This is a genomic window from Cupriavidus sp. 30B13 (genome assembly GCF_049059565.2).
GTDB lineage: Bacteria > Pseudomonadota > Gammaproteobacteria > Burkholderiales > Burkholderiaceae > Cupriavidus.
This window is the reverse complement of record NZ_CP188223.1, coordinates 352,428-373,791: the sequence shown is the minus strand read 5'-3', so window position 1 is coordinate 373,791 and position 21,364 is coordinate 352,428. Positions and strand designations below refer to the sequence as shown.

Annotated in this window: 19 protein-coding genes and 1 riboswitch; of the genes, 8 read left to right on the top strand and 11 right to left on the bottom strand. The window is 71.6% G+C overall.

What is annotated here, in order from left to right; genetic code table 11:
• Positions 1-71: 71 nt before the first annotated feature.
• Positions 72-2,033, bottom strand: a complete 1,962-nt coding sequence (locus ACKI2N_RS01665) for a transglycosylase SLT domain-containing protein (RefSeq protein WP_420994054.1) — start codon at positions 2,031-2,033, stop codon at positions 72-74.
• Between the two features lie 115 nt (positions 2,034-2,148).
• Between ACKI2N_RS01665 and ACKI2N_RS01660 the strand changes: the two genes are divergently transcribed.
• Entirely contained in the window at positions 2,149-2,736 is a 588-nt protein-coding gene (locus tag ACKI2N_RS01660) for a 5-formyltetrahydrofolate cyclo-ligase (RefSeq protein ID WP_420994053.1), read from the top strand.
• A gap of 30 nt (positions 2,737-2,766) precedes the next feature.
• On the opposite strand, the gene ACKI2N_RS01655 is transcribed toward ACKI2N_RS01660, so the two are convergent.
• The 5 genes from ACKI2N_RS01655 to ahcY form a co-directional block, all read right to left on the bottom strand.
• The gene (locus tag ACKI2N_RS01655) at positions 2,767-3,546 is read right to left on the bottom strand and encodes a Mut7-C RNAse domain-containing protein (RefSeq protein ID WP_420994052.1); all 780 of its coding nucleotides are present in this window, start codon (positions 3,544-3,546) and stop codon (positions 2,767-2,769) included.
• A 52-nt stretch (positions 3,547-3,598) separates the two neighbouring features.
• Positions 3,599-3,964 carry a TfoX/Sxy family protein gene (locus ACKI2N_RS01650; RefSeq protein ID WP_420994051.1) on the bottom strand — a complete coding sequence of 122 codons (366 nt, stop codon included), beginning with the start codon at positions 3,962-3,964 and terminating at the stop codon, positions 3,599-3,601.
• A 4-nt stretch (positions 3,965-3,968) separates the two neighbouring features.
• Positions 3,969-4,799, bottom strand: a complete 831-nt coding sequence (gene metF / locus ACKI2N_RS01645) for a methylenetetrahydrofolate reductase [NAD(P)H] (protein WP_420994050.1) — start codon at positions 4,797-4,799, stop codon at positions 3,969-3,971.
• A 67-nt stretch (positions 4,800-4,866) separates the two neighbouring features.
• Positions 4,867-5,220 carry a phage holin family protein gene (locus tag ACKI2N_RS01640; protein ID WP_420994049.1) on the bottom strand — a complete coding sequence of 118 codons (354 nt, stop codon included), beginning with the start codon at positions 5,218-5,220 and terminating at the stop codon, positions 4,867-4,869.
• A gap of 176 nt (positions 5,221-5,396) precedes the next feature.
• Positions 5,397-6,815: an adenosylhomocysteinase gene (gene ahcY, locus ACKI2N_RS01635; RefSeq protein WP_420994048.1), complete on the bottom strand. Its 1,419-nt coding sequence runs from the start codon at positions 6,813-6,815 to the stop codon at positions 5,397-5,399.
• 127 nt (positions 6,816-6,942) lie between these two features.
• A riboswitch (S-adenosyl-L-homocysteine riboswitch) is annotated at positions 6,943-7,038 on the bottom strand.
• A gap of 121 nt (positions 7,039-7,159) precedes the next feature.
• On the opposite strand from ahcY, the gene thiD reads away from it, so the two are divergent.
• Together thiD and ACKI2N_RS01625 are read left to right on the top strand one after the other, a co-directional pair.
• Complete coding sequence (gene thiD / locus ACKI2N_RS01630; protein WP_420994047.1) at positions 7,160-7,990, top strand: bifunctional hydroxymethylpyrimidine kinase/phosphomethylpyrimidine kinase; 831 nt, start codon at positions 7,160-7,162, stop codon at positions 7,988-7,990.
• 75 nt (positions 7,991-8,065) lie between these two features.
• The gene (locus ACKI2N_RS01625; protein WP_420994046.1) at positions 8,066-8,494 is read left to right on the top strand and encodes a PGDYG domain-containing protein; all 429 of its coding nucleotides are present in this window, start codon (positions 8,066-8,068) and stop codon (positions 8,492-8,494) included.
• An 18-nt stretch (positions 8,495-8,512) separates the two neighbouring features.
• On the opposite strand, the gene ACKI2N_RS01620 is transcribed toward ACKI2N_RS01625, so the two are convergent.
• On the bottom strand, positions 8,513-9,298 hold the full coding sequence (locus ACKI2N_RS01620; protein ID WP_420994045.1) for an AraC family transcriptional regulator: 786 nt from the start codon (positions 9,296-9,298) through the stop codon (positions 8,513-8,515).
• A gap of 319 nt (positions 9,299-9,617) precedes the next feature.
• On the opposite strand from ACKI2N_RS01620, the gene ACKI2N_RS01615 reads away from it, so the two are divergent.
• Genes ACKI2N_RS01615 through fhuB form a run of 5 tightly spaced genes read left to right on the top strand, consistent with a single transcriptional unit; the run spans position 9,618 to position 17,030 of the window.
• Positions 9,618-11,699, top strand: a complete 2,082-nt coding sequence (locus tag ACKI2N_RS01615; protein WP_420994044.1) for a TonB-dependent siderophore receptor — start codon at positions 9,618-9,620, stop codon at positions 11,697-11,699.
• A gap of 7 nt (positions 11,700-11,706) precedes the next feature.
• Positions 11,707-13,332, top strand: a complete 1,626-nt coding sequence (locus ACKI2N_RS01610) for a cyclic peptide export ABC transporter (RefSeq protein WP_420994043.1) — start codon at positions 11,707-11,709, stop codon at positions 13,330-13,332.
• On the top strand, positions 13,329-14,108 hold the full coding sequence (locus ACKI2N_RS01605) for an ABC transporter ATP-binding protein (RefSeq protein ID WP_420994042.1): 780 nt from the start codon (positions 13,329-13,331) through the stop codon (positions 14,106-14,108). Before ACKI2N_RS01610 ends, ACKI2N_RS01605 begins: the two co-directional genes overlap by 4 nt.
• Positions 14,105-15,016, top strand: coding sequence for an ABC transporter substrate-binding protein (locus ACKI2N_RS01600; protein WP_420994041.1), 912 nt, complete (start codon positions 14,105-14,107; stop codon positions 15,014-15,016). The genes ACKI2N_RS01605 and ACKI2N_RS01600 overlap by 4 nt, the downstream gene beginning before the upstream one ends.
• A complete protein-coding gene (fhuB, locus tag ACKI2N_RS01595) occupies positions 15,006-17,030 on the top strand; it encodes a Fe(3+)-hydroxamate ABC transporter permease FhuB (RefSeq protein ID WP_420994040.1) in 2,025 nt (674 codons plus the stop codon). Before ACKI2N_RS01600 ends, fhuB begins: the two co-directional genes overlap by 11 nt.
• Positions 17,031-17,061: 31 nt before the next feature.
• Here the strand turns inward: fhuB and ACKI2N_RS01590 are convergent, their stop codons facing one another.
• Genes ACKI2N_RS01590 through ACKI2N_RS01575 form a run of 4 tightly spaced genes read right to left on the bottom strand, consistent with a single transcriptional unit; the run spans position 17,062 to position 21,361 of the window.
• The gene (locus tag ACKI2N_RS01590; RefSeq protein ID WP_420994039.1) at positions 17,062-17,508 is read right to left on the bottom strand and encodes a PaaI family thioesterase; all 447 of its coding nucleotides are present in this window, start codon (positions 17,506-17,508) and stop codon (positions 17,062-17,064) included.
• Positions 17,509-17,529: 21 nt separating this feature from the next.
• A complete protein-coding gene (locus tag ACKI2N_RS01585; RefSeq protein WP_420994038.1) occupies positions 17,530-17,742 on the bottom strand; it encodes an acetyl-CoA carboxylase biotin carboxyl carrier protein subunit in 213 nt (70 codons plus the stop codon).
• On the bottom strand, positions 17,742-19,166 hold the full coding sequence (locus ACKI2N_RS01580) for an acetyl-CoA carboxylase biotin carboxylase subunit (RefSeq protein ID WP_420994037.1): 1,425 nt from the start codon (positions 19,164-19,166) through the stop codon (positions 17,742-17,744). The genes ACKI2N_RS01585 and ACKI2N_RS01580 overlap by 1 nt, the downstream gene beginning before the upstream one ends.
• The gene (locus ACKI2N_RS01575; protein WP_426990286.1) at positions 19,163-21,361 is read right to left on the bottom strand and encodes an acetate--CoA ligase family protein; all 2,199 of its coding nucleotides are present in this window, start codon (positions 21,359-21,361) and stop codon (positions 19,163-19,165) included. The genes ACKI2N_RS01580 and ACKI2N_RS01575 overlap by 4 nt, the downstream gene beginning before the upstream one ends.
• Positions 21,362-21,364: the final 3 nt, after the last annotated feature.

The window sequence follows — 21,364 nt, the reverse complement described above, 5'->3', positions numbered from 1 at the left end:
CCGGCGCGCGCCCCGGACCGGGCACGCGCCGGCGACCGCACTCGCCGGCAGACCGCGCAGCGCGCGCCGGCTCAGGGCAAGGCGGTGGTGGTGATCTGCGACGGCGACACCGTGCCCAGGCGATCCTTGAGCGACTGCGGCCTGCCGCTCATCAATGCAGCATAGTACGTGGCGTTCGACAGCACATTCTTCACATAGGTGCGCGTCTCCGAGAACGGGATGGTCTCGGCGAAGATCGCGCCCTCGACCTGGCGCGGCAGGCTGGTGCGCCAGCTCTTGGGGCGCCCGGGGCCGGCGTTGTAGGCGGCCGAGGCCAGCGTCCAGGAGCTGTCCAGGTCGGTAAACACCATGCTCATGTAGTTGGTGCCGAGCATGATGTTGACGTTGGGATCGCCCATCATCGACGGCGAGAAATCCGACATGCCGATCTTGCGCGCGACCCACTTGGCGGTGGCCGGCATCACCTGCATCAGGCCGTGCGCACCGGCCGACGAGCGCGCGTTCATGATGAAGCGCGATTCCTGGCGCACCAGGCCGTAGGCCCAGGCCATGTCGAGGCCGACGTCGTCGGTGGCGCGCTGCATGATGTCGCGGTAGGGCATCAGGAAGCGCAGCGAGAAGTCGTGCTCGGCCTGGGTGCGGTCGGCGGTGTTGACGGCGCGGTCCAGCAGCTCGATGCGGCGCGCGTAGTCGGCCGCGGCCAGCAGCTGGCGGTCGGTCATGCCGCGCAGTTCCCAGTTCCACTCGCGGTTGCCTTCGAAGCGCAGGTTCAGGTCGTAGAACTTCTGCGCGCGCAGGAAGCCGGGGCGCGCGCGCATGGCGTTGACCTCGGCGTCGCTGACCTGGGTGCGCGCGGGCAGCACGGTGCGGTTGCCCAGCTCTTCATTGGCCAGCTGGCCGTAGAAATTGAACTGGCCGGCGATGGCCTGGAATTGCTGCTCGGCCTCGGCGGCGCGGTTGTCCGCCTTGAGCGCGCGGCCGTACCAGTAGGTCCAGGCCGGGTCCTTGGCGCGCAGCTCGGGGCGCATGGCCTCCACCGCCATGCGCACCTGCTTCCAGTCGCCCTGGCGCAGGAAGGCGCGCACGCGCCACTCCTGGCTTTCGTCCGACAGCCACTGGTTGCCGCCCAGGTCCATCTGGCGGCGGTAATAGCCGGCGGCCTCGGGCGCCAGCTTCTTGGCCGCGTACTGGCCGATCACGCCCCAGCCCGCGCCCTGCTCGTCGCGCGACAGGCTGCCGGCGCTGGCGTTCAGGTAGGCGGCGGCCTGCGACGGATCGTTGCGCGCCATCTTGACCACGGTGGCCAGCGTGTTGCTGTCGCCGCGCGCGTCCGGCGCGGTGGCGGCGATGCGGCCGGCCAGCGTCACGAAATTCTGCTCCAGCGCCTGGCGTGCCTGGAAGGCCACGTCGCTCGGCTCGATCTGGCGGCTCTGCGCGAGGTAGCCGATCAGGTCGACGCAGCCTTCGCCGAAATTCTTGGGATCGGCCAGCGCCGCGCGTGCCTCGGCCGCCACGTTCTGGCCCTTGAGCGCGCGCGACAGCAGCGCATAGCATTCCACCTGCGTGTCGTCCTTGAGCACGAACTGCGGGTACTCGGCGTCGAAATTCGCCCAGTCGCGCTTCTTGCCCAGCACCAGCAGCCAGTCGTTGCGCATGCGGTCGGCGATGGCCTCGCCCTTGTAGCGCTGCAGGAACGCGCGCACCTGGTCGTCCGGCGCGTCGACGCGGGCCAGCCCGCTGGCGTCGAACATCTGCGGCTTGATGCGGAAATACTCCACGTACGACGGGATCGGGTAGTCCACCAGCGTGGCCGAGATGGCATCGGTGCGGACCACGTCGTTCTTGCGGGCGGCGTCGCGCAGCGCCACGAAAGCGTCGTCGGGGTTGCCCGGGATGATGGTTGCCTGCGATTGCTGCTGCTGCTGAACCGGCTGCGGCCGCTTCTGCGCAAATACCGGCGCGGCAAGCAGCGCGCACGCGATGGCCGCGAGGGCGGCCCTGCCCGCACGCTGCGGATATACTCCCTTCGGCATTCTTGGCTTTCCTTGTTGTGACGGCCGGACGATATTGCCTTCTCTGCCTGTGCGCGAAGGGCACGCGTCCGACCGTGCGATATTTGGTCAACAGCAAACATTATCCCACGCAGCCATGCCCAGCGACGAGGTTCGCGACCGCTCCGGCGAGGAACGCAACACCCTGCGGCGGCGCCTGCTGGCGCTGCGCGCGGCCCTGCCCGCGCGCGCCGGCGCCGACGCCGCCGTCGAAGCCGCGCTGGCCGCGCTGCTGGAGCGCCAGGCGGTGCGGCGCCTCGGTTTCTACTGGCCGATCCAGCACGAGTTCGACGCCCGCCCCGCGGTAATGCGCTGGCTCGCCGCCGCGCCCGGCCGCCAGGCCGCCCTGCCGGTAGTGAGCCGCCCCGGCGCGCCGCTCGACTTCCACCTGTGGGAACCGGGCACCGCGATGGCCACGGGACGCTACGGCATTCCGGTCCCCGACGGCACGCCGGCCGTGCTGCCCGACGCGCTGCTGATTCCTTGTGTCGGTTTCAGCTCCGATAAGTTCCGCCTGGGCTATGGCGGAGGCTTCTACGACCGCACGCTGGCGGCGCTGGCTGCCGCCGAAGGCACACCGCCCGTGGCGATCGGCATCGGCTTCGAGGCTTGCCGGACCGGGCTCCTGCCGCAGGAGCATGACGTGGGGATGGATTGGGTGGTCAGCGAAGCGGGGGTTTTCTGAGCGGGGCCACAGACCGGCCGGCCCCGCCGGTCATCCCTTCCGCAGCACCTCGTCCACCACCCCCCGCATCCGCCGCCAGTGCGAGCCCTCCCAGAACACCCTGCGGCAGCGATCGCACGTGGCAAACCGCTCCTGCCGCGCCAGCACCCCGGCCGGCACGCGCCCGGCCATCCCCGCCGCCTCGGCCCTGCCGATGCGCCGCAACGGCGCGTTGCAGTCCAGGCATAGCGAAAACGGCCGCGCGCCACGCGCCAGGTCCAGCCGCGCGAACAGCTCGTGCAATTGCGGCAGCGCCTTGATGGCGCGCACGTAGCAGCCATGGGTGACACCGCGCCGCTTGAGCAGCTCGCGGTCGCGCGTGAGTACGATGCGCCCTTCGCGCATGGCGATGGCCTCGATCTCGGCGTCGGCGAAATGGTTGTCGTAGAGCGTGTCGAAGCCGGTCAGGCGCAGCAGGTGGGCCAGCCCGCCGAGATGGGCGTCGGCCACGAAGCGCGTTTCGCGCAGCGGGCGCTCGCGCACGCGCAGCAGCGGCGTGATGTCGAAGGTCTCGAAGCGCGGATAGACGGCCACGCGGTCGCCGTCCCGCAGCACCCGCCCGAAGCCGCTCGACTCGCCGTTGACGAGGATCAGCTCGACCTCGGTGTGCGGCACGCCGAGCGCCTCGATCATGTGCTTGACGGTGGCGGCGCGCGCGCAGGCGCAAGCGCAGTCCGCGCCGCGCCGCGCGCGCGGCAGGAAGTCGTTCAGTTCTTCGTGGAAACGGAACGTGGCGGTGACCGCGGTGGCGTCGGAGGCTGCTGTGGCCATACGCCAGTGTAGGCCATGGCCGGCCGCAGCGACGGCGCCGCCGAGCGCCCGCTCAGCGCGCCTGGTTGGCCAGCCGCAGCGTGGATTCCACCGACAGGCGCGCCCATTTCGCCATCTCCTCGGCCGATTCCAGGCAGGCCGGCGGCAGGCTCAGGTAATGGCGCATGGTGACCTCGCGCCCGGCGCTGCTGTAGCGGAACGGCTCGCCGCCCTCGGCCTCGAACAGCGCGCGGGTCCGGGCGTCGGTCTTGAGCCAGCAGCGCCCGTCGGACACCAGCGCGAACATCAGCCCGTCGTAGTACAGCCCGTGGCCGCCGAACATGCGGCGCGCGGTGACGGGGCCGATGCGCGCCGCCAGCGGGCCCATCAGTTCGAGCAGGTGGTCGACGAAGGGATCGGGGCGGCGCGCGGTGGCCATGGGCTCAGAGCTTGAGGCGCTGCCAGATCGCCTTGGTGGCGCCGGCGGTGTTGAGCGTGTAGAAATGCAGCCCCGGCACGCCGGCCGCGAGCAGGCGCTCGCACAGCGCGGTGACCACGTCGAGGCCGAAGGCGCGGATCGATTCGCGGTCGTCGCCGAAGCCTTCCAGGCGCCGGGCCACCCAGCGCGGCACTTCGGCGCCGCACATCTCGGAGAAGCGCATCAGCTGCGAGGAATTGGTGATCGGCATGATGCCCGGCACGACGGGCACGTCCACGCCCATGGCGCGCACGTCGTCGACGAAGCGGAAGTAGGCGTCGGCGTTGAAGAAATACTGGGTGATGGCCGAGTCGGCGCCGGCCTTGACCTTGCGCACGAAGTTCTCCAGGTCCACGCGCGGCGACTTGGCCTGCGGGTGGTACTCGGGATAGGCGGCCACTTCGATGTGGAACCAGTCGCCGGTCTCGGCGCGGATGAATTCCACCAGCTCGTTGGCATAGCGGAACTCGCCGATCTCGCCCATGCCGGAGGGCATGTCGCCGCGCAGCGCCACGATATGGCGGATGCCGCCGTCGCGGTAGGTCTGCAGGATGCGGCGGATGCTCTCGCGCGTGGAGCCCACGCACGACAGGTGCGGCGCGGCCTCGATGCCTTCGCGCTGGATTTCCAGCACGGCGTCCAGCGTGCCCTGCTGGGTGGTGCCGCCGGCGCCGAACGTCACCGAGATGTACTTGGGATTCAGCGGAGCGAGCTGCGCGCGCGTGTTGCGCAGCTTCTCGGTGCCCTCCGCCGTCTTGGGCGGGAAAAACTCGAAGCTGAAGTAGCGGTCTTGCATGATGGTGGCGCGCCGCCTGTGGCGCGGCGCGCTGGAAAGTTTGGCAGCGGCCCGCGGGCCGCGTGCATCAGGCGTTCCGGCGTTCGCCCAGGAGGACGCTCGACAGCAGCCAGGAAATCACGCTGTACAGGATCGACCCGAGCAGCGCCGCGCCGAAGCCGCTGACCACGAAGCCGGACAGCAGCTTGCCCACGAACAGGAACAGCAGCGCGTTGATCACGAAGATGAACAGGCCGAGCGTGAGCAGCGTCACCGGCAGCGTGAGGATGACCAGGACCGGGCGGATCAGGGTGTTGACCAGGCCCAGCACCAGCGCGGCGATCATGGCCGAGCCGAAGCCGCCAAGGTGAATCCCGCTGATCAGGTTGCCCACCAGGAACAGCGCGGCGGCATTGATGATCCAGACGGCCAGCAATCTCATGACGACTCCTTCGCTCGGGTCAGACGAAACAGGATGCGCGACACCGCGGCGCGCCTTCGCGCGCGCCGCGGCCCGACGGCCGGGACAGCCCGGCCGTGCGATCGTACCCGCGATCGGCGGCCGCGATCAATGAGCACGGTCAAGCGGCACGCGACGCGCGCGCCGGCCCGCCGCGATCAGTAGCGGTAGTGGTCGGCCTTGTACGGGCCTTCCTTCTTCACGCCGATGTAGGCGGCCTGCTCCTCGGTCAGCTCGGACAATTGCGCGTTGAGCTTCTTGAGCTGCAGGCGCGCGACCTTCTCGTCCAGGTGCTTGGGCAGCGTGTAGACGCCGACCGGGTACTTGCCGCTATCGCGTTCCTGCCACAGCTCGATCTGGGCGATGGTCTGGTTGGCGAACGAGCTGCTCATCACGTAGGACGGGTGGCCCGTGCCGCAGCCCAGGTTCACCAGGCGGCCCTTGGCCAGGACGATGATCTTCTTGCCGTCGGGGAAGATCACGTGGTCGACCTGCGGCTTGATCTCGTCCCACTGGTACTGTTCCAGCGCGGCGATCTCGATCTCGTTGTCGAAGTGGCCGATGTTGCAGACGATGGCCTGGTCCTTCATGCGGGCCATGTGGTCATGCGTGATGACATGGTAGTTGCCGGTGCAGGTGACGAAGATGTCGCCATGCTCGGCGGCGTAGTCCATGGTCACCACGCGGTAGCCTTCCATGGCGGCCTGCAGCGCGCAGATCGGGTCGATCTCGGTCACCCACACCTGGGCCGACAGCGCGCGCAGCGCCTGCGCGCTGCCCTTGCCCACGTCGCCGTAGCCGGCCACCACGGCAACCTTGCCGGCGATCATCACGTCGGTGGCGCGCTTGATGCCGTCCACCAGCGATTCGCGGCAGCCGTACAGGTTGTCGAACTTGCTCTTGGTCACCGAGTCGTTGACGTTGATGGCCGGGAAGCGCAGCTCGCCCTTTTGCGCCATCTGGTACAGGCGGTGCACGCCGGTGGTGGTTTCCTCGGTCACGCCCTTGATGGCGTCCAGGTTGCGGCTGTACCAGGTCGGGTCCTTGGCCAGCTTCTCCTTGATGGCGGCGAACAGGAAGGTTTCCTCCTCGCTGCCCGGCTTGGCGATCAGCGAGGCATCCTTCTCGGCGCGCGCGCCCAGGTGCAGCAGCAGCGTGGCGTCGCCGCCGTCGTCCAGGATCATGTTGGGGGTGCCGCCGTCCGCCCAGTCGAAGATGCGGTGGGTGAAGTCCCAGTATTCCTTGAGGGTCTCGCCCTTGAAGGCGAACACCGGCGTGCCCGAGGCGGCGATGGCCGCGGCAGCGTGGTCCTGGGTCGAGAAGATATTGCACGAGGCCCAGCGCACGTCGGCGCCGAGCGCGACCAGCGTCTCGATCAGCACGGCGGTCTGGATGGTCATGTGCAGGGAGCCGGCGATGCGCGCGCCCTTGAGCGGCTGCGCGGCGGCGAACTCGTCGCGGATCGCCATCAGGCCGGGCATCTCGGTCTCGGCGATGGCGATTTCCTTGCGGCCCCAGCCGGCCAGGTTGATGTCGGCAACCAGGTAATCGTTCTTCAGGTCAGTCACTGCGTTCATGTTTCACTCCGGTGAAGAGTGGCGCGATGGCGGCGAGTGCGGGGGGATATGCGGCGCGCGGGCACGCCTGGCGCAGCAGGACATGCAAAGCGGGCGGATAGGTCGACTCGCCACCGTGGGGGCCACGGATCAGCGAGCGCCGTTGAGACAGTCCGAGCCTGGCGAATGGTCCACCGCGCACTGGGGCACAATGGTCGCATCCGTTGCAACGCTCCTCGGAGTGGCGGTATTGTAGCCTGACCGCCGGCGCCGCGCACCGGCGCCGCGCACGATTTTTTGCCGGCCGCCCTTGTGCCGCCTTTTTGCCGCTTCTACCGCCTTTTTGCCGCCTGCCCGCACCGCACATGACCCCGACCACACACCGCCCCGCGCGCACCCTGACCATCGCCGGCTCCGACTCCGGCGGCGGCGCCGGCATCCAGGCCGACCTCAAGACCTTCGCCGCGCTGGGCTGCTTCGGCATGAGCGCGATCACCGCCATCACCGCGCAGAACACGCTCGGCGTGAGCGGCGTGCACGCCATCCCCGCCGGCATGGTGGCCGCGCAGATCGACGCGGTTGCCAGCGACATCGGCGTGGATGCCGCCAAGACCGGCATGCTGGGCACGGCCGACATCGTCGAGGCCGTGGCCGCCGCGCTGGACCGCCACGCCATCCGCCAGCTGGTGGTGGACCCGGTGATGATCTCCACCTCCGGCGCCACCCTGGCCGACGACGCCACCAGCCAGGCCATGGTGCGCCTGCTGTTCCCGCGTGCCGTGCTGGTCACGCCCAACCTGCCCGAAGCCTCCTGGCTGCTGGGCCGCAAGATCAGCCGCCGCAGCGAGATGGAGCAGGCCGCGCGCGACCTGCTGGCGCTGGGCTGCCGCGCCGTGCTGCTCAAGGGCGGCCACCTCGACCCGGCCGACGCCGGCCTCGACGACCTGCTGATGACCGCCGACGGCACCGTGCACGTGTTCTCCCACCCGCGCGTGGAGACCCGCAACCTGCACGGCACCGGCTGCACGCTGGCCGCCGCCGTCGCCGCGCAGCTCGCGCGCGGCAATGCGCTGGAAGACGCGGTGGACGCCGCGCTGGACTACGTGGCCGAAGCCATCGTCGCCGGCGCCGACCTGGAACTCGGCGCCGGCAACGGCCCGCTCAACCATGCCTTCGCGCCGCGCGCGATGGGCTAGTCCGGGGGACGGCCCGCTCCCGGCGGTATGATCGCGCTGTCCATCGTCCGGCCTCCGCGCCATCCTTGCCACGCCATGACCCTGCTGTCCCAGATCGACCTGCGCGCCGACCCGGCTGCCGCGCCCTACCAGAAACATGAAGTCGTGCGGGTGGCCTTCGCCACCGCGCCCGGCGAACTCGTCAGCCTCGAAGGCCCCAACCGCTACCGGCCCGGCGACGCCATCGTCACCGGCTCCACCGGCGACCGCTGGGTGGTCTCGCGCGACCGCTTCGACGCCCGGTACGAGCCGCTGGAAGCCGGTTCGCACGGGCGCGACGGCGACTACCGGAACCAGCCCGCCACGGTGCTCGCAAAACGGATGGAAGCCGCGTTCAGCATCGCCCGCTCGGCCGGCGGCGACGTGCTGCGCGGCGAGGCCGGCGACTGGCTGATGCAATATGCGCCGGGCGACTACGGCATCGTGCAGCAGGCGCGCTTCGCCCAGGTCTACCGGAGCGCCTGACGCCGCGCCCCTCGCGGCTCAGGACTGCCGCAGCAGGCGCTGCGGCGTCTCGCCGAGCGCGCGCCGGAACATGGCGATGAAGCTGCTGCTGCTGCCGTAGCCGAGCTCGTCGGCCACGCCGGCCACCGAGCCGCCGAGCGCCAGCCGCGACATGGCTTCCACCAGCCGCAGCTGCTGGCGCCATTGCCCGAACGTCAGGCCGGTTTCCTGCCGGAACAGGCGCGCCAGCGTGCGCGCGCTCGCGCCCACCCGCTCGCTCCATTCGTCCAGCGTGTCGTCGTTGGCCGGCGCGGCCAGCAGCTCGCTGCAGATGGCCCGCAGGCGGCGGTCGCCGGGCAGCGGCAGGCCGCCCTGCATGGTGCACTCGGCGTCGCGCAGCACCGCCAGCAGCAGCGGCGCGATATGCGCGCCGAGGCTGTCGGGTTCGTATTCGAGCGGCTGCTGCGCCAGCGCCGCGGTCAGCTCGTGCATCAGCGGCGTCACCAGCACCACGCGGCAGGCCGGCCACAGCCACGGCGCCGCGTCGGGCTCGAGGTAGACGGAGAACGCGTTGACTGCGCCGACCGCGTGCAATTCGTGGTCGACGCCGGGCGGCAGCCAGATGGCGCGCATCGGCGGCAGCATCCAACTGCCGGTCGGCGTCAGCACCCGCACCGCGCCCTCCATCGCATAGACCAGCTGCGCCTGCTCGTGCGAATGCCAGATCTCGCGCTGCCCGTTCTTGTATGTCGAGCCGCGCGCCATCACGGCGCGCGGCTGGCGCCGGTACTCGTAGCCGAATTGCTTGCGCCAGATCGGATCCATGTCGTTCCCCGTTTCCCCTGCCGGCCGCCCCACCGGCCGGCTGCCAAATCATGTCTGTTTCGCGATGTTTGATGGCAAGACAGTGCATTAATACCGCCGCTATCCTTTCACTTCCAGCTTGCCTTTGCAAGTTAATACGAATTGAAATAGTAACGATTCTCATTGTTATTGTTATCAAGTGCCGCAATATACATACAAGGAGAGGATTTCGGCCATGCGGGAACGGGGAACGAACCAGGTCATGCAGCACCACGCCGCAGGGCGGCACAAACGGAACGGGGAACACGGGTGGAAGCGGCGCCACGGGCGGCAGTGGGCGATGGCCACGGTCTGGCTGACCGCCGCCGCGGCGCATGCGCAGCAAGCCGCCGCCGACGGCGCCGCCACGCTGCCGCCGGTGGTGGTGAAAGCGGCGCCGGGCGCGGAAACGTCCGGCTACGTGGCCCGGCGCAGCACGGCCGGCGCGAAGACCGACACGCCGCTGGTCGAGACGCCGCAGTCGGTCTCCGTGGTCACGCGCGAGCAGATGGACGCGCAGGCCGCGCAGACCATCGACGGCGCGATCCGCTACGTGCCGGGCGTGACCACCCAGGACAACGACATCCGCTTCGACCAGATCACCGCGCGCGGCTTCGACCTCAGCAACGACACCTACCTCGACGGCCTGCGCCTGATGCGCACGACGTGGTACGCGACGCCGCGCATCGACCCGTATTTCCTCGACCGCATCGACGTGGTGCGCGGCCCGGTCTCGGTGCTGTACGGCCAGGGCAGCCCCGGCGGCGCCGTGCTGATGACCAGCAAGCTGCCCACCGCCGAGGCGTTCCACGAAGTGCAGGCGCAGTTCGGCAACTACAACCGCTTCCAGGGCATGTTCGACCTGGGCGGCCCGGTCGACGAGAACGGCACCGTGCTGTACCGCGTGACCGGCCTGGCGCGCGACGCGGACACGCAGACCGATCACGTCAGGGAGCAGCGCCTGGCCATCGCGCCGTCGCTGACGTTCCGGCCCGACAAGAGCACGTCGTTCACCTTCCTCGGCAGCTACCAGAACGACCCGCAGGGCGGCCTGTTCAACCCGGTACCCGCCGCGGGCACCATCCTGCCCAACCGCAACGGACGCATTTCGTCGCACGACTACCTCGGCGACCCCGACCGCGACCGCTCCAAGCGCGAGCAGTTCTCGCTCGGCTACCTGTTCGAGCATGCGTTCAACGACAGCTTCAAGGTGCGCCAGAACGTGCGCTATCTGCACCAGAGCCTGCAGTTCTACCAGAACTCGCTGTTCGGCTCGCTGGCCGCCGACCAGCGCACCGCCGGCCTGTTCACCAACAACAACGACGAGCACCTGACCAACCTCTCCGTCGATACGCAGGCCGAGGCGAAGTTCGACACCGGCGCCGTCAACCACACCGCGCTGTTCGGCTTCGACGTGCAGCGTGTGACCAACAACGTGAGCCGCGGCTTCTCGCTGGGTACCGTCGACGTGTTCGCGCCCGACTACCGCAACGTGGCCTTCGTGCCCGACATCACCAAACAGTACATCCGCCAGACCCAGTACGGCGTCTATGCGCAGGACCAGTTGCGCTACCGCGGCTGGACGCTGACCGTGGGCGGCCGCCAGGACTGGGCCCGCAACGAGAATACCGTCGACGGCGCGCAGACGCGCGACCAGCAGCACGCGTTCACGTGGCGCGCCGGGCTGACCTACCAGTTCGCCTCCGGCATCGCGCCGTACGCGAGCTTCGCCAAGTCGTTCCAGCCGGGCGCCGGCACCACCTTCGACGGCACGCCGTTCCAGCCCACCCACGGCCAGCAATACGAGGTCGGCGTGAAGTTCCAGCCCAGGGGCTGGGATGCGCTGTTCTCGATCGCCGCGTTCGACCTGCGCCAGAAGAACGTGCAGACCACCGACGATGACCACCCGGGCTTCACGCGCCAGACCGGCCAGATCCGCGCGCGCGGCTTCGAGGCCGAAGCGCGCGTGAACCTCACCGACAGCCTCAAGGCCATCGCCTCCTATGCCTACCTGAACCAGCGCGTGATCTCGGCCGGCATCGGCGATCCGTCCGCGGGCAAGACGCCGCCCACCGGCGCGCCGTCGAACATGGCCTCGGCCTGGCTCGACTACACGCTGCACCGCGGCGATTGGCGCGGGCTCGGCTTCGGCGCGGGCGCGCGCTACATCGGCCCGTCGTGGGGCGACCGCGCCAACACCTTCAAGGTGCCGAGCCACCTCCTGGTCGACGCGGCGCTGCACTACGACGTGCGCAACTGGCGCTTCGCGCTCAACGCGAGCAACCTGTTCAATCGCGAGTACATTGCCTACTGCAACAGCGAGGTGCAGTGCTACTACGGCGCCGACCGCACGGTGATCGGCACCGTGCGCTACCAGTGGTAAGGACCCCATGCGCACACTCTGGCACCTGGTGACGGGCTCGCGCGAACGGCTGGTGCTGGCCTTCGCGATGAGCCTGGCCAGCGGTTTCGGCAGCGCCGCCCTGGTGGCGCTGATCAACCAGGCGCTGGCGGCGGCGCCCGCGCAGCGCGCCGAGCTCGGCCTGCGCTTCCTTGCCGTCGGCGTGGCGGCGCTCATCATGCGCGCCGCCTCGCAGACGCTGTTCATGAGCCTGGGCCAGGACGCCAAGGCCAGCCTGCGCATGAAGACCATCGAGCGGATCTCGGCCGCGCCCTACGCGCAGCTCGAGCGCCAGGGCGCGGCGCGCGCGCTGAGCGTGCTGACGCAGGATCTCGATGCCATCGTGGTGCTGTTCGTCAGCCTGCCCGGGCTGGTCATGAACGGCGCCGTGGTGGCCGGCTGCCTGCTCTACCTCGGCCTGCTGTCGTGGCCGGTGCTGGCGTTCGCCTCGGCCACGGTGCTGCTGGGCGCGGCCGGCTTCCACCTGGCCCACGCGCGCGGCATCCTGCACCTGCGCGATTCGCGCCGCCGCGAGGACGCGCTGGTGCGCCACTTCCGCGCGCTCTTCGACGGCGCCAAGGAGCTCAAGCTGCACCGCGCGCGCCGGCGGGAGTTCGTCGACGGCACGCTGGCGACCAACGTCGAGGCGGTGCGCGTGCAGCGCACGCGCGGCTACGTGCTGTATGCCGCCGCGGCGAGCTGGGGCAGCTTCATCTTCTTCGCCTTCATCGGCTGCGTGCTGTTCATCCTGGCGCGCTACGTCCCGGTGACGCCGCACGTCATGTCCGGCTACGCCATGATCTTCCTGTACATGATCATGCCGGTCGAAGGGCTGCTGTCGGCCATTCCCAGCCTCGGCATCGCGCGCGTGGCGCTCGAGCGCATCGAGCAACTGAACGCGGAGCTGCCGGCCGAGCGCACGCGCACCGAGCCGCCGGCCGCGGCGTTCGGCAGCATCGTGCTCGAAGGCGTGACGCACCGCTATTTCCGCGAGAAGGAGAACGAGACCTTCACGCTCGGCCCGGTGAGCCTGCGCTTCCGCCCGGGCGAGCTGGTCTACCTGACCGGCGGCAATGGCAGCGGCAAGACCACGCTGGCCAAGATGATCGTCGGGCTGTACGCGCCCGAGAGCGGCCGCATCCTGCTCGACGGCGAGGAAATCGACGAGGCGCGGCGGGACTTCTACCGCCAGCATTTCTCCGTGGTGTTCGGCGATTTTTTCCTGTTCGACACGCTGCTGGGCCTGCGCCTGGACAACCTCGACGCCGCCGCGCAGGCGCTGCTCGAAGACCTGCAGCTCGCGCACAAGGTGTGCGTGCGCGACGGCGTGTTCTCCACGCTTGCGCTGTCGCAGGGCCAGCGCAAGCGCCTGGCCCTGCTGGTGGCGTACCTGGAGGACCGGCCCTTCTACCTGTTCGACGAATGGGCGGCCGATCAGGACCCGCTGTTCAAGGAAGTGTTCTACCGGCGCCTGCTGCCCGAGCTCAAGGCGCGCGGCAAGGCGGTGGTGGTCATCACGCATGACGACCGCTACTTCCATCTCGCGGACCGGCATATCCGCATGGAGTCCGGCCAGGTGGCCGAGGCGGGAGTCAAAGCGGGAGGCGGGACATGAGCGCCGCGCTGTTCGAACTGCGCCAGGTCGGCTTCCGCGCCGGCGGCGCCACGCTGCTGGACCGCATCGACCTGTCGATCGCGCGCGAGCAGGTGACCGCGCTGATCGGCCACAACGGCTCCGGCAAGACCACGCTGATGCGCCTGCTGGTGCGCCACCACGCCGCCAGCGCCGGCGCCATCGACTTCGACGGCCGCGCGCTGGCCGCGTGGAAGCCGCGCGAATACGCGCGCCGCGTGGCCCACCTGCCGCAGCACACGCCCGCCACCGACGGCCTGCTGGTGCGCGAACTGGTGGCGCTGGGCCGCTACGCGTGGCACGGCATCCTGGGCGCCTTCGGCGCGCGCGACCGCGCCCACGTGGACGAGGCGATGCGGCTGGCCGACGTCGCGCGCTACGCCGACCGCCTGGTGGACAGCCTGTCCGGCGGCGAACGCCAGCGCGCCTGGCTGGCCATGCTGATCGCGCAGGACAGCGACTGCCTGCTGCTCGACGAGCCGACCTCCGCGCTCGACGTCGCCCATCAGGTCGAGATGCTGGATCTGGTGCGCACGCTCTGCGCCGAGCGGCGCATGGCCGCCGTGATCGTGCTGCACGACATCAACATGGCGGCGCGCTTCAGCGACCGCATCGTCGCGCTGCGCGGCGGCGGCATCCTGGCGGCGGGCGCGCCCGCCGACATCATGACCGAAGCGCGCCTGCAGGCGATCTACGGCATGCCGATGAACGTGCTGCGCGATCCCGCCAGCGGCCGCGCCATCGGCATTCCGCGATGAGCGCCGGGACGCTGCAATGCGCGCGCAGGCGCGCCTGGCTGCGCGCCGCCGCGGCCACGGCCGCGCTGCCGGCCTTCCCGCCAGCCGTTCTGCCGGCCGCCCGCGCCGCCGCGCACGCCGCGCCGCCGCGCGTGGTGGTGCTGAGCTGGGAGCTGGCCGAGATGCTGCTCTCGCTGGGCGTGACGCCGGCCGGCCTGCCGGCGCCGGCGTGGTACGCCAGCAGCATCGTGGCGCCGCCGCTGCCGGCTGGCGTGGTCGACGTCGGACTGCTGTTCCAGCCCAACTTCGACCTGCTCTACGAATTGCGGCCGGACCTGCTGCTGGTCACGCCGGCCCATGCCAGCGCGCGGCCGCTGTACGAGCGCATCGCGCCCACGCTCACGCTGGGCGGCTACATGTCGGCTCCCGATCCCGTCGCGGCCATGCGCGGCGAACTGGCGACGCTGGCCGCGCGGCTCGGCGCCGAGGACCGGGCGCGCACGCTGCTGGCACAGACCGGCCGCGCCGTCGCGCGGGCGCGCCAGGCGCTCGATGCCGGCGCGCCCGCGGGCGGCTATCCGGCCGTCTACGTGGCGCAGGCCGTCGACGAGCGGCACGTGCGGCTGTTCGGCGCGCACAGCATGTTCGACGACGTGCTCGCCGCGCTGGGCCTGCGCAACGCCTTCGCCGGCGCGCGGCGCGCCGTCGTCGCGCTGGACCGCCTCGCCGCGGCGCCGGCCGCCGCGATCCTGTGGGTCGGCCCCGGAGCGCGGCAGCTGCGGCGCAATCCGCTCTGGCGGCTGCTGCCGTTCGCGCAGGCCGGGCGCACGGCCACGCTGCCGGTGATCGCCGAGGGCGGCGCCCTGGTCTCCGTGCAGCGCTTCGCTCGCGCGGTGGCCGACGTCATGCGGGATGTCCATGCCGGCTGAACGCAACGAACGCGCCGCGGCGCGCAACCTGCTGCCGCCGCTGTGCCTGCTCGCCGCGCTGGGCGCGCTGGCGCTGACCGCGTGGGTGCTGCACGCGCAACTGGCGGGCGCGAGCCTGCGCGCCGCGCTGTTCGCGCCGCAGCCCGGCAGCCTGCCGCAGGCCATCGTGCGCGACAGCCTGCTGCCGCGCCTGGCGATGACGCTGCTGTGCGGCGCCGCGCTGGCGCTGGCCGGCACCATCGTCCAGCAGGTGCTGCGCAACCCGCTGGCCGAACCGATGACGCTCGGCATCTTCCCCGGCGCGTACCTGGCGCTGACCGCCGCCACCCTGTGGGCGCCGGCGTGGGCCGCGGACCGGCGCGGCCTGGTCGCGTTCGCCGGCGGCGCGGCGGCGATCCTGCTGGTGTTCGCGCTGGCGTGGCGGCAGCGGCTGGCGCCGCTCGCGGTAATTCTTGCCGGCATGATCGTCGGCCTCTATTGCAGCGCGCTGAGCCTGGCCTTCGCGATCTCCCATTTCCAGTTGCTGGCGGGCCTGATGATCTGGGGCGGCGGGGCGCTGGACCAGCAAGGCTGGCAGGACAGCGCCGCGCTGCTCGGGCGCCTGGCCGCCGCCGGCGCCGCCACCTGGCTGATGCGCCGGCCGCTGGGGCTGTTCGAGGCCGGCGAGAGCACCGCGCGCGGCCTCGGCGTGTCGCTGCCGCGCACGCGGCTGGCGGCGCTGGGCATCGCGGTCGCGCTGACCGCCTGCGTGGTCAGCGCGGCCGGCGTGATCGGCTTCGTCGGCCTGGCCGCGCCCACGCTCGCGCGCGCGGCCGGCGCGCGCCGCTTCGCGCAGCGGCTGCTGTGGGCGCCGCTGCTCGGCGCGGTGCTGCTGTGGCTGACCGACGCGGCGGTGCAGGCGGCCGCGCTCGCCGGCGCCTTCGGCGCGCAACCGATTCCCACCGGCGCGGTGGCGTCGCTGCTGGGCGCGCCGCTGCTGCTGTGGCTGCTGCGGCGGGTGAAGCCGAGTCCCGACCCGCAGGCCGCCGCGCCGGCGGGCACGGCCAGCTTGCGCCGCGCGCGGCCGTGGCGGCCGATCGCGGCGCTGGCGGTGCTCGCGCTGCTGGCCGCGCTCGGCTCGATGGTGATCGGGCGCGGGCTCGGCGGCTGGCGCATCGCCGACTTCGCGCAGTTGCGCGCGCTGGCCTTCTGGCATGTGCCGCACACCGCCGCCGCGCTGGCCGTGGGCGTGATGCTCGGCCTGGCCGGCACGCTGATCCAGCGCATGAGCGGCAACCCGATAGCCAGCCCGGACATGACCGGCGTGAGCGCCGGCGGCGCGCTCGGCATCGCCGCCGCGGTGCTGCTGTACCCGGCGCCCGGCCCGCTGGAACTGTTCGGCGCCTGCCTGGCCGGCGCCGCCGGCGTGCTGGCGCTGCTGCTATGGCACGGCCGCCGCGCGGGCTACGCGGCCGAGCGCATGCTGCTGGTCGGGGTGGCGCTCGCCGCGCTGTTCCAGGCGGTCAGCGGCGCCATCACGGCCAGCGGCGACCCGCGCGCGCAACTGCTGCTGAACTTCGTGGTCGGCTCCACCTACTACGTGCAACCCGCCGCGGCCGGCCTCGGCGTGCTGGTGGCATGCGCGGGCCTCGCCGCGGCGCCGCTCACGGCGCGCTGGCTCGAGCTGCTGCCGCTCGGCGAAGGCATCGGCATCTCGCTGGGCGTGCGCGTGGGCGCGGCGCGGCTCGCCGTGCTGCTGCTGGCGGCGCTGCTCACCGCCACCGCGACGCTGCTGGTGGGGCCGCTCTCGTTCGTCGGGCTGATGGCGCCGCACCTGGCGCGCTCGCTGGGGATACACCGCGCGCGCGAGCAGATGCTGGCCGCGGCCGCCGCGGGCGCGCTGCTGATGGTGCTGGCGCAGTGGCTGGGGAGGCTGCTGCTGTTCCCCAACGAGATCCCGGCCGGGCTGACGGCGGCGCTGCTGGGCGGCCAGTACCTGCTGCTGGCGATGCTGCGGCGCGGCCGGGCCGGCTGAGCACGGCGGCGCCGGCCTGGGCGCGCGGCGCCTAGTTGCCGCCGCTGCTCAGCGGCACCAGCTTGAACGCCGCGCGCGCCACGCACACCACTTCGCCGTCGGCGTTCTTCACCTCGCCCTCGCAGAACGCGATGCGCGCGCCGCGCCGCATGCAGCGCGCCTCCAGGTGCAGCTCGCCGCGCGCGGCGGCGAGGAAATGCGTGGACATGTCGATGGTGATCACGCCGGTCTGCAGCGGCGCGTGCGAGCGCGCGGCGCCGCTGAGCGTGAAGTCCAGCACCGCCATCAGGGTGCCCCCGTGCACGTCGCCGCGGCTGTTGACCAGGAACGGGCTGGCCGGCAGGCGGGTGCGGCACAGGCCTTCCTCGATCTGCACCGGCTGCAGGCCAAGGTGGCGCATCAGCGGCACGTCGATGCCGAAATAGGGCTGCTCCGGGGTGCCGGGCGCCACCGGGACGATCTGCGAGGGGCTTTCCAAGACTTCTCTTCCTTTGAGGCGTTATTCGAGTTCGATGACGGCCTGGCCTTCCGTGACGGCGTCGCCGGCCTGGACCAGGATGGCCTTGACCACGCCGGCATGGTCCGACTCGAGCGGGATCTCCATTTTCATGGACTCGATCATCATGACGGCGTCGCCGGCCGCAATGGTAGCGCCAACTTCGGTGTGGATGGCGCAGACATGGCCGCTGACCAGGGTTTCGATGGTGTTCATCAGGCTACTCTCAGGGAAGGTTGGGAAGCATCGGGCGCGGCCAGCACGCGCTGGGCCAGCGCGGTGTCGATGCGCCCCGCGGCGAAATCGGCATGCGCGAGCACGCGCAGGATGAAGGGGATGTTGGTCTTGACGCCGGCCACCGCGAACGCTTCCAGCGCCGCGCGCAGCGTGGCGATGGCCTCGCCGCGGTCGGCGCCGGTGGCGATCACCTTGGCCAGCATGGGGTCGTAGTAGGGCGTCACGCGGCCGCCTTCGGCATAGCCGGTCTCCACGCGCACGCCTTCCATGCGCGGCGGCCGGAACACGTCCAGCGGGCCCGGCGACGGGAAGAAGCGCACCGGGTCCTCGGCATAGACGCGCGCCTCGATGGCGTGGCCCCGCGCCGGCACGATGCCGCCCGCGGCCTGCGGCAGCACCGCGTCGATGCGCTCGCCGCGCGCCAGCCGGAGCTGCGCGGCGACGATGTCGATGCCGGTGATCTGCTCGGTGACGGCGTGCTCCACCTGCAGGCGCGTGTTCATCTCCAGGAACACGAAGCCGGTGGCGGGCGTGTGCAGCATCTCGACGGTGCCGATCACGTCGTAGCCGATGGCGGACAGCAGCGCGGCGAGCTGCGCCGCCATCGCCTCGACCTCGGCGCGGTCCAGGCCGTGCGCGCGCGCTTCCTCGATGACCTTCTGGTGGCGGCGCTGCACGGAGCAGTCGCGCTCCCACAGGATGCGCACGCCGCCGTGGCGGTCGGCCAGCACCTGGAACTCGATGTGGCGCGGCTGCTCGACCAGCTTTTCCAGGTACAGCTCGGCCTGGCCGAAGCTGCGCTGCGCCACCGAGCGCGCCTGCGCCCAGGCGGCCGCCAGCCCGGCCGCGTCGCGCACCGGCACCATGCCGATGCCGCCGCCGCCGCCGGCGGGCTTGATCAGCACCGGGTAGCCGATGCGCGCGGCGGCCTCGGCCACGGTCGCCATGTCGTCGGGCAGCACGGCGGAGCTCGGCGCCAGCGGCATGCCTTGCGCCGCCATGAAGGCGCGTGCCTCGGTCTTGTGGCCCAGGCGCCGGATCCAGCGCGGCGACGGCCCGATGAAGCACAGGCCGGCCGCTTCCACGCGCTCGGCGAAGGCGGCGTTCTCGGAGAGGAAGCCGTAGCCGGGATGCACCGCGTCGGCGCCGCTGGCGCGCGCGGCTTCGAGCAATTTGTCCTGGTCCAGGTAGCTTTGCAGCGGCGGCGCCTCGCCGATGCGCAGCGCCATATCGGCCTCGCGCAGGTAGGGCAGCCCGGCGTCCGCATCCGAATACACCGCGACGGATTCCAGCCCGAGCCCGCGCAGCGCGCGGATGACGCGCGCGGCCACCGCGCCGCGGTTGGCCACCAGCACGCGGCGCAGCGGGCGCGGCGCGGCGGATGCTTCCGTGTTCATGCTCATGACGCCTCTCCTGCCCGTTCTCCTGCCCGTTTTCCTGCCCGTTCCCCCGCGCGGATCACCACCGCGTCGACCAGCACCGGCGCGGCCTCGCCGCGCATCACCATGACCGGATTGGCGTCCACCGAGCGTACCCGCCCCTGCGCCTGCACCATCCAGTCGCCCAGGCGCGCGAGCATGCGCGCCAGCGCGTCCACGTCCACCGCGGCCAGGCCGCGCAGCGCGCCGAACGCGCGCGCGATGCGCAGGCGGCCGATGGCCTCGCGCGCCTGCGCGGCGCTGAACGGCGCGCACAGGAACTGCACGTCGTCGATGGCCTCGACCAGCACGCCGCCCTGTCCCACCATCACCACCGGGCCGTAGATGGCGTCGATATGCGCGCCCACGGCCAGCTCGAACGCGCCGCGCTGCTGGCGCGCCAGCAGCACGCCGCCGTGGCGCACGCCTTCGCTCGCGGCCAGGCCGCGCAGGATGCGGTCGAGATCGGCGTAGGCGGCCAGCGCCTGCGCCTCGCCGGCCAGGCCGAGGCGCACCAGCCCCAGCTCGGACTTGTGCGTGATGTCGGGCGAGACGCCCTTGGCCACCACCGGCGTGCCGAGCTCGGCCAGCGCGCGGCGCACGTCGTCCTCGCTCTTGCACAGGCGGTGCGCCACCACGGGCAGGCCGGCCTCGGCCAGCGCCGCCAGGCTCTCGACTTCGTCGAGCGTGTGGGTGGCCGCCGGGATGCCGTCCGGCCAAGCCGGCGGGACCGCCGGGGGCGCGGCCAGCGCCGCGGCATTCAGTTGCGCGTGGCGCGCCAGCATGCCGAGCGCGCGCATGGCCGCGCGTTCGCTGTCGAACACCGGCACGCCGTGCGCGCGGAAGGCCTGTGCCACCCATTCCTGGTTGGCGCTGACCGCCACCGGCACGCCGCTGGCCGCGGCGAAGCGGCCGGTCTGCGCCGAGAAGCCGGGGAAGTCGTAGCCTTCGCCGCCGATCGGAAAGCCCACGTAGATCATGTCGGCCTGGCGCTGCGCGGCCACCACCTCCAGCGTCTGGCCGTAGATGTGCGGCTGGCCCAGCAGCGCGGTGGTCATGTCGATCGGGTTGCGCGCCGACACGTACGGCGGCAGCACCGCCTTGAGCGCCGCCGCGCCCGCGCCTTCGAACTGGCACAGGTCCAGGCCCTGGTCCTCGGCGGCGTCGGCCGCCAGCACGCAGGTCGCGCCCGAGTTGCTGATCGCCACCACCTTGCGCCCGCGCGGGCGCTGGCCGCCGGCGAAGACCTGGCTGTACTCCACCAGCTCGCGGAAGTCCGCCACGCGCTGGATGCCGTGCTGGCGCAGGAAGGCGTCGGCCAGCGCGTCCTCGCCGGCCAGCGCGCCGGTGTGCGAGCTGGCGGTAAGCTGCCCGGCCTGCGTGCGGCCGGCCTTGACGGCCAGGATGGGGATGTCGCGCCGGTGGGCGATGCGCGCGGCCTGCGCCAGCACCGCCGGGTCCTTGAGCGATTCGACGTACAGCAGCAGCACGCGGATGTCCGGGTCCGCCGCCACCGCGCGCAGCACCTCGGCGGCGGTGATGTCGGCCTCGTTGCCGGTGGCGACCATGTAGCGCACGCCGATGCCCTTGCGGCGCAGCCCGCCGTAGACGATGGACGAGCCCGCCCCGCTCTGGCTGACGATGGCGACCGGGCCGTCCTGCCCGGGCTCCTCGTTGATCATGGTGGAGAAATGCAGGATGGCGCCGTCGCGGAAGTTGGCCACGCCCTGCGTGTTGGGCCCGAACAGGCGCAGCCCGCCGGCGCGCGCGCGTTCCACCAGGCGGCGCTGCTGCGCCGCGCCCGCCTCGCCCAGCTCGGCGAAGCCCGAGGAATAGATCACCGCGGCGCGCGCGCGCACGGCCAGGCATTGCTCGATGGCCTGCTCCACTTCCTGGCCGGCCACGCTGACCACCACCACGTCGGGCGCGTCCGGCAGCGCGGCCAGCTCGGGATAGGCCGGCAGGCCCTGGATCTGCGCGCGGTTGGGATTGACCGGATACACCGCGCCGGCGAAGCCGTGGCGGCGCAGGTAGTCGATCGGCCGGCCGCCCGCCTTGATGGGATTGTCCGAGGCGCCGAGGATGGCAACCGAACGCGGCGCCAGCAGGCCGAGGAGGTGGTCGTCGCCGTTATCGCCGCTGTCGCCGTAGTCGCCGCTGTTGTCGTGGTTCTCGCGCATCGC